The organism is Staphylococcus marylandisciuri (assembly GCF_025519785.1).
Lineage (GTDB): Bacteria > Bacillota > Bacilli > Staphylococcales > Staphylococcaceae > Staphylococcus > Staphylococcus marylandisciuri.
This window is the reverse complement of record NZ_JAOPKZ010000009.1, coordinates 99,652-111,531: the sequence shown is the minus strand read 5'-3', so window position 1 is coordinate 111,531 and position 11,880 is coordinate 99,652. Positions and strand designations below refer to the sequence as shown.

Here is an 11,880-nt window from a genome sequence, read left to right as displayed (position 1 = left end):
TCTCATTTCACTTTCCTATACACGGTTTCAAGAACCCAACATACTCCAATCGAATTTCAAAAGGCGAGAGTAAAGCTGATCGGTTTTGACTACGGATTTAAAATCCAAGAGACCGCACGATCTACTTTTCTCTTTAACTATAAAAAATAGCTATGAAAAAATCTATCGTCATAGATTTCTTCATAGCTAATCTTAGTATGTTTTCTCTCTAGTCAAAGACCATTATCTCCCAGCCTCATAAGGTCACTTTATGAAGAGGTCACTATCAACCAGTGCGATACAGATACAGGAGTTTGAAACTGCATAGATAAGCGTTTGGTAAAGGGCAGGAAAAGATGTGCGCGCCGTGGTTACTATTTGGTATATGAAGAAGTGTATGGTAAATTATCTATAAACTAAAAGTAACAAAGTTTGCTGAAGTGCGATGAGGAGGACGAGTCATGCACTCTCAATCACCAGTTCAAAAACGTACGGTTCAACATATCTTATGGGTGACGTTTGATCTTTTAAAGTCTAATTACTTCGATGTGCTTACAGTGCAACAAATTTGCGAAGAAGCGGAAATTAACCGCAGTACTTTTTACCGTTACTTTGAAGATAAGTATGATTTGCTTTATCACTTATCACAGCTTATAGGACAACAATTTGAAAAACGAAGTAAAAATACTGAGAACAATTTAGATAGTTTTGTTTCTTACTTTGATGAGAATAAAAAAGTATTTAAGCATTTGATCACTTCTGAGCGTTCCATCGATGTCTTAAATGAAATTAAGCGTATACACAGTAAGATGATGTTGGAGGCGTCTCGCTTTAATGATGACGAGGTGGCTAGAAAGGTGCGTGAAAGTAAGCATCCAGAAATGCTATGCGACTTTATGAGCAGTGGCGTGGTAGAAATATTACGAAATTGGGTTAATAATAAATATGAGCAAGGTACGGAAGCGCTCTTTGATTTCCTAAATGATAGAATGAATAGCGTTTAATTTGCCTTTTGGGAGCAGGACAGAAATCTTTTTATTCAAATTAGATTTCTGATCCGCTCCCCTTTCCTATGATTAGTCAAGTGCTTCAACAATAAACTAAGCATGCTTAACTAAACCATTTTTGCAGTAATTTAAGGAAATTATGTCTTAGACGTTACTCTAGATGATTTGTGCGTAATATTTAACTAAAAAAGAGAAGTGAGACCACAAACAACATTAGCGCTACCTCACAGATTGCTATATAATAATATATAAAGTATTGAGAAAATTCAGATATAAATCTAGCTTTTACTCAAAAAGAGAAAATTTGATTAACGCCACTTTAAGATAAGCTGCTTCAAATAATAGACAGAATGAAAAAGGGGTTGGAGAAGATTAACATACTTAGATTCATCACTATTACCCTGGCACTTGCACTTACTACTCAGCTTGTGAAGCTCCATTTGAGTGAGCAAGCACAAGAGAAAGAGTGGCTAGCGTTTGTAGAGGAACAAGAAGAGCGACTCGAGTTGTACACACGCTATAATTATGCTCACGTCAACGAGATAGATATTAAAGCGGGCGACATTAATTTCATTAAGAAACATGATAAGATGCCTATAAAGGTTATCATTAACAAAGATACGACTAAGACCATCGATGTTGAGTTAAATCAGGAAGCGGTATTTAATGGAGAGCATTGCCGTAGTAGTAAAGCTTTACAATCGCAGCAACGCTACCCGTCATTAATGACAGTATCTAAAATTTTAGACGCCGAGCATACTGATTCTGTCGAGGAAGCCCTACACCATGTAGAACAAGAAGGTGAGCAGCATGATTAAACTGAGAGACATTTGGATTCGTGGAGCGCGTATCGTAGGCGTGTTGTTTATTATATACACTATTGGCGTTTTACTATTATTAATTATTAATTTGTGCTCAATCTTTATCATGCCGCACTACGTCTTAACGCTTCATACTTGGTGTTTGAAAGCAGCAGTATTTGTCATTATAGGGGCGATGATTGCTGTTATAAACTCGTATTTTAGACCGACGCAACATCACTCACAGAGCATACTACTGTTATATATCTTAGTGATGTTCTGTTTAATCATGGCAATAGAAATGATTAAGCACATACATTAAAGTTTGGGAGGATCGACTTTAAAGGAGGTCATATGTTTGCGTTTATTTAAAGGTTTGCATCTGAAAATCATTTTCTACGCGCTGGTTCTGACATTAGTATTATATTTCAGTATGCTCCTCATAGATTTGATATTCCAAACACACTTGGGCGCGCTATTATTAAATTTAGATTTTTTACTTCCCCCACAAAAGACCCCTTTTATACTTGAATTAGGGTGTCATTTTTTGATAACGCTCATCATTACTTATGTGAGTATATGGGTAAACCATCGGCACATATGTAGTTTGAAGTTATGGATAAGCATGTTAGTGCTGTTTTTTGTTGGTCTCTATCCTATTATGACAACCCTGTCGGTACGCAGCATTTTTGATTATCAATGGAGCGCACATCTCTTATGGGTTGTGGCTCATAGTATCTTCCTAGGTGGGCTGTATTGGGTAGTTAAGTATCTTAGATAAAAGTACTTTAGTGTTAGAAATAAAATTATTTTCAAGGAAACGGTTCATTTAAGTCAATTTTGTGACAACCCGTTGAAATTTTTAGAATCTTTTCCTTTTCTGTGACATTAATTTAGCAAAAAGGGTATGGATTAGGTAAGTGTTAAGAGAACGACACTGATTTACTAATTCAATCGAGAAGGAAGACGAGGTCTCTGGTTATTTACTTATTAAATAGCCACTAACTCGTCTTTTTTTTATTAAAAGTTATTTTTAAGGTGGATGCGTTATCATTTTACAGTATTTAAAAGAGTAGAATTGTAGAGGGGTAATGGAGGATATAATCAGCTTATTGTCACATCAGTTTGCACTCAATTTACATATTGGTGGCGGGTGTTGAAGTTATGGGAGCGGGACAGAAATCTAATTTGAATAAAAAAGATTTCGTAGTCCCGCCCCGGCAAAGATGACTAGAATTGAAAAAAGCTTGATACAAGCGCATTTTCAAATCAGTCATCTACTGCCAAGATACTGAAAGAGGGAGCGGGACAGAAATCTAATTTGAACAAAAAAGATTTCGTAGTCCCGCCCCGGCAAGGATGACTAGAATTGAAAAAAGCTTGATACAAGCGCATTTTCAAATCAGTCATCTACTGCCAAGATGCTAAAAGAGGTTGAGGACATTACATTTTCTCCCAGCCTCTTTTTCTCTAGTCAAAGACCTTTATGTCCCAGCCTCTGTAATAAGCTCAATAGCTTCTTGCAACGCGTTCTAGAAACCGACCATTAAATAGATCAACTTCAGGCGTTTATTAAAAGTGTAATTGAGGAAATTCACAAAATGGCCAGGAACACTTAGCACTTAAGAAGTAATAAACTTTCTATTTGATTTTAATTTAATTGTTAAGACGATATTATTAACTATAGCAATTAAGTTGTATAATAATTATTTTGCAAGCGTTTACATTAATATTTATATTGAGAGGTAATGAGATGGCTCAAACTAATACACAGCAACTCATTCGTGAAGGTAAAGTTTCAGTTGGTATTGAGTTGGGTTCTACGCGTATTAAGACCGTTGCAATTGATCCTAATTGTCAAACTATAGCTACAGGGTCATATGAGTGGGAGAACCAATATCGGGATGGTTACTGGACGTACTCGATCAATGAGGTATGGATTGGGATTCAACAGAGTTACCATGAAATGACGAAGCAACTTAAAGTAGACTATGGCACGTCTCTTCAACGAGCGGCCTCCCTCGGCATAAGTGGAATGATGCATGGGTACCTCGTGTTTGATGACCAGGGTGACTTACTCGTGCCATTTCGAACGTGGCGCAATAATAATGCTAATCAAGCAGCTGAATTATTAAGAAATGATTTTCATGTTAATATACCTGAGCGCTGGAGTATTGCTCAACTCTATCAATCAGCTATCAACGAGGAAGCGCACGTTTCTCAAGTCAATTATATGACTACTCTGGCTGGTTACGTCCACTGGTACTTAAGTGATGAGAAGGTGTTAGGTATTGGCGATGCTTCAGGGATGTTTCCAATTGATCATGAAACGTTGACCTATCGTGAAGATCTGCTTAAACGTTTTGACGCGCTCTTCCAACATAACGGCTACAAGCAAAGTATTAAAGACTTATTGCCTAGAGTCGCTGTGACGGGTGAGTCTGCCGGCACTCTAACTGATATAGGGGCTAAGCTAGTAGATCCAAACGGCGAACTGCAGTCTGGTGTGCCTATGTGCGCTCCAGAAGGCGACGCTGCTACAGGGATGGTAGCGACAAACAGTGTGGCGCCTAGAACAGGAAACGTCTCTGCGGGAACAAGCATTTTCTCCATGATCGTCCTTGAAGCTCCGCTTAAACACCTTTATCCAGAAGTAGATGTTGTTGCTACGCCTGATGGACATGAAGTAGCGATGATTCATGCGAATAATTGTACCTCAGACATTAATGCTTGGGTTAATTTATTTGAAGAAGTCCTACAAATGATGGGCGTGGCTTACGATAAAGATGAGCTCTTTACACGTTTATTTGAGAGAGCTTTAGCAGGTGATGAAGACCTTGGGAAATTGCTCTCCATGGGTTACGTCTCCGGTGAGTTTATCACAGATGTTCATCAAGGCTACCCTCTTTTCATGCGCGCGATAGATAGTAACTTTACTTTAGCTAACTTTATGAAATCTCATATTTGTAGTGCCTTTGCTACGCTTAAAATAGGTATCGATTTATTGAAAGAAAACGAAGACATTAAGATTGATTCCATAGTAGGACACGGTGGAATCTTTAAGACAGAGCAAGTGGCGCAAACGCTGATGGCTGCAGCTTTGGAAAGTCCAGTCAGTGTGATGCAGACAGCTTCTGAAGGAGGCGCGTGGGGGATAGCCGTACTCGCACGCTACTTGATTGAAGAGGATGAGGAGGATTTAGCTCAATATTTATCTGACTTTGCTTTTAACTATACTGAAGCTATGACCATTGACACGAATCAAAGTGAGATCACACAGTTTCGTGATTACATGACTCGTTTTAAAGCGGGAGTTAAATTAGAGCAGAACGCTAATGCGCTATTTAACAACGCTAAACATACTGAAGGTTAGATTGGAGTAGTGAAAGATATGCAAACGTCAAATCAGAAACAATTTCTAGGTTTACCTCTTATTCTAATCTGGGGTTATATCGCAGTGGCGATCTTTATGACAGGAGATGGTATCGAACAAGCCTTTCTATCTAAATATATTAAGATACTTGGGTTCACTTCTAGTAACGCCACTAATGTGCTGACAGTTTATGGTTTCGTCGTCGCAATCGCTTCATGGTTGTCAGGTGTACTCGCTGAAGTATTTAGTCCGCGCAGGATAATGACTATCGCCTTTATCATGTGGATTGTCTTTCATGTCGGTTTCTTAACTCTCGGTCTAGCACAACATAGTTATCCTCTGATGTTAATCATGTATGGTATCCGTGGCCTAGCATACCCAATGTTTATCTATAGCTTTGTGGTTTGGATCACTATTTCAGCCCCGAGACATAAACTCGCTTCAGCCATGGGTTGGTTCTGGGCTATGTACTCTATAGGAATAGGGGTGATCGGCACGTATCTCCCTAGTTTCACGATTCCATTCATCGGTTATATGGGCACGTTGTGGTCTTCGATCCTCTTTATCTTCATCGGCGGTATGCTTGCGATGTTCTTAGTTAAAGATAAAAAAGGTGCTACGTCAGATTCGAAAAATATGTCTAAAACCGAGATATTACGTGAGTTTGTGAAAGGGGTAACGATACTTAAGAATCCCCAAATCGTAATTGCCTCTTTAATCAGAATCATCAACCAACTCGCACTCTTCGGTCTTGTTGCCTTTATGCCAGCAGTCTTTACTGATCAATTCGGTTATTCCATGTCAGAATGGTTGAGAATTTGGGGCTTGATGTACATCATTACTATTTTCACTAATCTGTTATGGGGGCTCGTAGGAGATAAGATTGGTTGGAAGCGACAAGTGCGTTGGTTTGGCTGTATGGGTATGGCAGTTTCAACGCTTGCATTCTATTACTTACCTTTATGGAGTGGCCCTCAATTTTGGAGTGCGCTCATAGCGGCGATCTTATTCGGTTTTGCGGTAGCCGCTTTCGTACCTATGACAGCTGTATTTCCTACACTTGAACCAGAACAGAAAGGTGCCGCTATTTCGATTCACAACCTATCAGCAGGGTTAAGTAACTTTATCGGACCATTGATTGCGACAGTCTCGTTACAAATCGGAGACGCCGAATTTGCGATTTGGGTTTATACAGCGATTTATATTATCGGGTTTATATTAACCTTCTTTATGAAAGTTAAGCAACCCAAGGAAATATATCAGAAAGGTGAATGACAATGACAAACGTTATGGAACAATTTAAATTAGATGGAAGGGTTGTGATTGTGACAGGTGGTGCTATGGGTTTAGGGAAAGCCATGGCACAAGCGCTTGCTCAAGCAGGAGCCAATATAGTCATAGCAGACATTAACCTACCTATCGCTCAGAAGACAGCTCATCATATTAGTGAGGCAGAACAAGTTACTGCGTATGCCATTGAAGTCGATGTGACGGAACCTCAAGCTGTTGAGAATATGGCGCATAGTGTAGTTAAAGAATTTGGTAAAATAGACATTTTAGTCAATAATGCAGGAATGACGATCAATGAAAAGGCTGAAGATATGTCTTATGAAAGTTGGAAAAAGGTCATGGATCTCAATTTAAATGGCATTTTCTTAGTAGCCCAAACGGTAGGACGAGTGATGATCAAGCAAGGGTTTGGTTCTATCATCAACACGTCATCCATGTCAGGTCTAATAGCTAATAAGCCTCAAGAGCAGTGTTCCTACAACGCGTCTAAAGCGGGGGTTATTATGCTGACGAAAAGTTTAGCTATGGAATGGTCTAAATATGGTTTGAAAGTAAATACTATAGCGCCTGGCTATATGAAGACAGAATTGACAAGACCTTTCTTTGATGAAGGGGGCGAGATGATAGACGATTGGATGGGCTTCACTCCAATGGGGCGACCAGGTGCTCCTCACGAACTAGGAGGTATTGTCGTCTACCTCGCTTCAGACGCTTCATCATATGCACAAGGTAGCGTGTTTACGATAGATGGCGGCTATACAGCTTTATAATGAGTTGCTTTCCTCTATAGGTTGCTCTGTTTAAGAGGCGACTTATAGAGGCTTTTTTCTAGAGTCATAGATTTTAAGGTTTGACTTTTGAAGATCACAATTTATGTGCATTTTGAAAATAAAAAACTTTTTCTTTATCTTTCTTATATTAGGAACTTTATTGTGCTACTATAGTTGTTGTATGACCTGCTATTAAACATTCGATTCTGTTGCACAGTTAGAAGATTCCTATCTAATGAGCGCCTGCATAAGTGGAATTATTCTTAACTCACTAACTTGTGCCGAATGTCGGAATACGGCGAAATCTATCGCTGGGAAGAGACCTACGATTCCTTTTATTTGAGTCTGGGGCATAATGGTCTTTGACTAGAGAGAAAGAAGCTGGGACATAAATCCCAGCCTCTTCAACATCTCGGCAGTAGATGACTGATTTGAAAATGCGCTTGTATCAAGCTTTTTTCAATTCTAGTCATCCTTGCCGGGGCAGGACGACGAAATCTTTTTGTTCAAATTAGATTTCTGTCCCGCTCCCATTCAAGTCGTTTAAGTGTATGCTTAACGAATGGTGTAATAGAGTGTTTCATGAACATAGAAGCTGAGTGAGGATCACTTTTTTACGTAGCCATCTCTAAAGATAGACCAGCAGCGTTAATAGCGAGGTTTAAATCATATTAATTTTCTTTATTTAGTTACATATTTCATCTATTTATTATCTTTGTTTAATTACATAACGTATTAGTTTAGCTCATTAGATGGGGATGAATGTTTTAAATAATAAGAAAGAGAGGTAGTTTATGGACTATTTATTAGAAGTCAATCGGTTAGAGAAGTCGTATAAAAAGAACGATTTCAATATTAGAAATATCTCGTTGACAGTTCAACCTGGAGAAGTTGTAGCTTTAGTAGGGAAGAACGGGTGCGGGAAATCCACACTTATTAATACATTGGTCGGCAATCGCTTCAAAGATAACGGAGAGATTAAGTTCTTTGGTGAAGTGGTAGCTGATTCGGACAATAAGCATAAAGAGTATTTAGGCGTAGTATTTGATGACTTGCGCGTGCCACACAAGTTAACGATCTCAGAAATTGATAAAGCATTTGCTCAGATATATCAAACATGGGATAGTGATCAGTTTAATTCTCTCATAACTGAGTTTGATTTACCTTCAAATAAAAAAGTTAAAACTTTTTCACGTGGGATGAAGATGAAAGCGGCGATCGCAATTGCGCTTGCTCATGATAGTCGCTTGCTTATTCTAGACGAAGCGACTGCTGGTATGGACGCTTCGGGTAGAGAAGAAGTGCTAGAAATCTTAGAGGACTATGTGAAAGAAGATAATGGAATCATGCTATCGTCTCACATCTCAAGTGATATTGCTTCTCTAGCCACTAAGATTATTTTTATGAAAGATGGCAGAATAGTACTCACAGAGGAGAAAGATAATCTCTTTGATCATTATGGCATCGTTGAACAATCAGAGGAGGAATTCAACGTCCCTGAAGAGTTGATAGTTGCTAGTCGTCTGTATCAAGGTAAACGCCGCACTTTAGTTAACGATTGTGCTCAAGTTGAGGGAGCGGAACCGCTGCGCCAGATTGACGATGCGACTAAATTATTAATGCGAGGTGAACTTAAATGAAGGGTCAATTTATAGCTCATTTGTATGCATCGAAAAAGGTATTTATTACATATTTCATTATTTCAATACTAATGTGTGTTGGTTTTAACTTTCTTAACCCGATAATGACGTGCTTTTTACCAATGATGTTTCTGTTATCACCTATCAGTGACAATATGAAACAAGAGAAAGAATCACATTGGATGTATTATGTAGCTACTTTACCAGGTGGCAGAAAAGGTTATATCAATAGTTATTTTACCTTTGTTGTTATAGCCTTTGTGATTGGCTCAATATTAGGGGTTGGAACATTGTTAATCTTTCAACAGTCATGGAGCATTATTGTATTGTCATTCTGTTTGGGAGTAGGAGCTATGGGGATCTATTCATTTATCTTCCCTTTTACTTTTAAGTTTGGTACTGAGAATTCGAATGTGATCATGATTACTGTCACAATCGTCTTAATGCTATCGTTCTTCGGACTTTTTTACGGTATGATAATGCCTAATATAACTGAGTCAGGATCATTTGAAAGAATTATTTATCAACCCATCGCAGCGACGAGTATTATAAGTTACGGCGTATTAGGAGTGATACTACTCATCGTTTCTTATCTCTGCTCGATCGCAATATTTAGTAAACAAGAACTATAGTGATAAGCAGACAACCAGCCATTAGAGTGAGAGGCAATATAATTGTTCTAGTCGCTCATAAGGCTGGTTTTTTATAATAATAATACTTTGGATTAAGGTGATTGATCATCAGAATGTGCCTTTTAGTAAGCGTATATAATAGGAGACTTGAAATTAGTGTGAAGTCAAAGGAGTCAGATGTTCACTCTACATAATTCCGGTGTAACTATAAGTTTTTTGCCCCATTTTTAGCGGGTATAAACACATTAGGATCATACTAATGAGGAGGATACCATTGAAAAGTGCTAAAGATCTCAATCAATTATTACATTCAATCGATGGTGGTAAATACGGCGCTTATAAACGTTTAAATGGCAACCACTATCAGTTTAGTGACTTTCAATTTATAGTTGAACATGTACAAGCAGATCCCTTTGCGCCACCTTCTAAAGTGCGCGTGTTAGTAGACCGGCAGACTGCTGGCATACCTAGTGAGTTGCTCGATACTAAAGATAAGGTCATTGCAGTGACTGATTTTTTAACTCGTGCGGTAGGAAGAGAAATTCAACTCGCTCAAAAGCATGCTAAAGGATCCAAAGGGAAGATGACTATCGATCGCTGTGGCCAAGAAATACTCGAGCGCTCAGCAGTTCAAATAGATGACGACTCCATCGAGGTAAGATTTGAAATAGGCCTCCCAGCTGCTGGGCGAAAGATATTAGGAAAAGCAGCGGCAAACATTATGATGAGTCAAATGCCACGAGTTATAGATCGAGCTTTGAAATACCATCATCTCAATCAAGAAGCGCTTCATGAGCAAGTGCGCTTGTATGTAGATCAACAACACATTCGAGCAGTACTAGATGACAAACAACTCGTTGCGTTTGTAGGTAATGGTGCTATTCTACCGCGAAAAAACGGTGTTTCTGATTTACCATTAAATGACGCTATCCCCTTTAATAGCCCGAGCAATTATGAAATCGCTATAGACTTACCGAGTGGTACAACTGTAAAAGGAATGGGTATACCTGATGGCATTACACTGATTGTAGGCGGAGGCTTCCACGGTAAATCGACACTTTTAGAAGCTTTAGAAATCGGTGTGTATAATCATATCGCGAAAGATGGCAGAGAAATGGTCATCACGCGTGCAGACGGTATGAAGATTCGAGCTGAAGATGGTCGCAGCGTTGAGAAAGTCAACATTACACCCTTTATAGATAATCTGCCTGGTAAGAAAGATACTGCGCGCTTCTCAACTACGAATGCGAGCGGTAGTACCTCTCAAGCTGCCAATACGATGGAGGCACTTGAAGCTAAGTCCTCTCTCTTACTTATCGATGAGGATACGACAGCTACGAACTTTATGATTCGTGATGATCGCATGCAAAAACTTATCGCGCCTGAAAAAGAACCGATCACACCTTTTGCTAGCAAAGTAAAACCACTGTACGATGATTACAATGTTTCTACTATTCTCATCGTCGGAGGCTCAGGTGATTACTTTGATGTAGCAGATCAAGTCTTTATGATGGATGAGTATCGCTTGAAAGACGTGACGAGTGAGGCGAAGAAGATAGCGGATTCACCGGAATATCATCGCGACGATATTTCTGATCGCGAATTTGGTAATATACCGGCACGTGTGCTCGCGCGCTCAAGCTTTAATCACAAAGGAAAAGCAAGCCGTTTGAAAGCGAAAGGTAAGCATTCAATTATGTATGGCAAGGAACCGATTGATATTTCAGGTTTAGAACAGCTAACCGATCCTAGTCAGACCAATTGTATCGCATTAATGCTAGATTATTATCAACGGAAGTTAGCGGATGGTCAGTCAACTTTATATGAAATTGCTGATGCGATTTATAATAAGATTGAAGAACAAGGGTTTGATGCGATAGCTCCGAATAATCGTTACCCTGGTAACTTAGCCTTGCCTCGTAAACAAGAATTTATCGCAGCAGTTAATCGCTATCGTGGGTTAGATATTAAATAAGAGAGAAAAAGCGATAGTAAAGTGATCTAAAAAGGTAAAGTCACAGATTCGATATCTCATTTTCAATTCACATAATTACAACTATGAATTCATAAAATTTGAGCCAGCACTTCTTAGTCATGATTTTCTTTAGCAATCAGGCTAAGTGCTGGCTGTTTATCTGTGTATTGAATTAAGAGCTTTAAGTCGTGGCTAACTCATCATCAAGTAAGTTAACGGTCAGAAAGGTCATGCATAGCGTGTTAGTTACCTTATCTTGAGAAGGGTATTTTTACTAGTCACACTTTTAAATAAAGACCGCTACTTAAGTGTAACTTCACTATGAGCTTGCTTGATGGCATTATAGCTTACGACTTGAAGGAATAGAACAGTCGAATTTAACCCTTAATTATTCCATTTATTTCCCGGGAAAAC

General features: G+C 38.9%; 9 protein-coding genes. All 9 read left to right on the top strand.

What is annotated here, in order from left to right:
• Nucleotides 1–440: 440 nt before the first annotated feature.
• The 9 genes from N9R04_RS06630 (at nt 441) to N9R04_RS06590 (ending at nt 11,466) form a co-directional block, all read left to right on the top strand.
• Complete coding sequence (locus tag N9R04_RS06630; protein WP_262855883.1) at nt 441–983, top strand: TetR/AcrR family transcriptional regulator; 543 nt, start codon at nt 441–443, stop codon at nt 981–983.
• A gap of 353 nt (nt 984–1,336) precedes the next feature.
• The gene (locus N9R04_RS06625; RefSeq protein ID WP_262855882.1) at nt 1,337–1,804 is read left to right on the top strand and encodes a hypothetical protein; all 468 of its coding nucleotides are present in this window, start codon (nt 1,337–1,339) and stop codon (nt 1,802–1,804) included.
• Nucleotides 1,797–2,108 carry a hypothetical protein gene (locus tag N9R04_RS06620; protein WP_262855881.1) on the top strand — a complete coding sequence of 104 codons (312 nt, stop codon included), beginning with the start codon at nt 1,797–1,799 and terminating at the stop codon, nt 2,106–2,108. Before N9R04_RS06625 ends, N9R04_RS06620 begins: the two co-directional genes overlap by 8 nt.
• Before the next feature lie 1,431 nt (nt 2,109–3,539).
• Entirely contained in the window at nt 3,540–5,159 is a 1,620-nt protein-coding gene (locus N9R04_RS06615; protein WP_262855880.1) for a xylulokinase, read from the top strand.
• Nucleotides 5,160–5,177: 18 nt separating this feature from the next.
• Nucleotides 5,178–6,434: an MFS transporter gene (locus N9R04_RS06610; protein WP_262855879.1), complete on the top strand. Its 1,257-nt coding sequence runs from the start codon at nt 5,178–5,180 to the stop codon at nt 6,432–6,434.
• Between the two features lie 2 nt (nt 6,435–6,436).
• On the top strand, nt 6,437–7,219 hold the full coding sequence (locus tag N9R04_RS06605; RefSeq protein WP_262855878.1) for a glucose 1-dehydrogenase: 783 nt from the start codon (nt 6,437–6,439) through the stop codon (nt 7,217–7,219).
• 794 nt (nt 7,220–8,013) lie between these two features.
• Nucleotides 8,014–8,859: an ABC transporter ATP-binding protein gene (locus N9R04_RS06600; protein ID WP_262855877.1), complete on the top strand. Its 846-nt coding sequence runs from the start codon at nt 8,014–8,016 to the stop codon at nt 8,857–8,859.
• Entirely contained in the window at nt 8,856–9,491 is a 636-nt protein-coding gene (locus N9R04_RS06595) for an ABC-2 transporter permease (RefSeq protein WP_262855876.1), read from the top strand. Before N9R04_RS06600 ends, N9R04_RS06595 begins: the two co-directional genes overlap by 4 nt.
• A gap of 274 nt (nt 9,492–9,765) precedes the next feature.
• Entirely contained in the window at nt 9,766–11,466 is a 1,701-nt protein-coding gene (locus tag N9R04_RS06590; protein WP_262855875.1) for an ABC-ATPase domain-containing protein, read from the top strand.
• Nucleotides 11,467–11,880: the final 414 nt, after the last annotated feature.

Excerpts from the sequence above, each read along its gene's own strand:
- N9R04_RS06630 (WP_262855883.1), top strand. The coding sequence starts at position 441 with ATGCACTCTCAATCACCAGTTCAAAAACGTACGGTTCAACATATCTTA.
- N9R04_RS06625 (WP_262855882.1), top strand. The coding sequence starts at position 1,337 with ATGAAAAAGGGGTTGGAGAAGATTAACATACTTAGATTCATCACTATT.
- N9R04_RS06620 (WP_262855881.1), top strand. The coding sequence starts at position 1,797 with ATGATTAAACTGAGAGACATTTGGATTCGTGGAGCGCGTATCGTAGGC.
- N9R04_RS06615 (WP_262855880.1), top strand. The coding sequence starts at position 3,540 with ATGGCTCAAACTAATACACAGCAACTCATTCGTGAAGGTAAAGTTTCA.
- N9R04_RS06610 (WP_262855879.1), top strand. The coding sequence starts at position 5,178 with ATGCAAACGTCAAATCAGAAACAATTTCTAGGTTTACCTCTTATTCTA.
- N9R04_RS06605 (WP_262855878.1), top strand. The coding sequence starts at position 6,437 with ATGACAAACGTTATGGAACAATTTAAATTAGATGGAAGGGTTGTGATT.
- N9R04_RS06600 (WP_262855877.1), top strand. The coding sequence starts at position 8,014 with ATGGACTATTTATTAGAAGTCAATCGGTTAGAGAAGTCGTATAAAAAG.
- N9R04_RS06595 (WP_262855876.1), top strand. The coding sequence starts at position 8,856 with ATGAAGGGTCAATTTATAGCTCATTTGTATGCATCGAAAAAGGTATTT.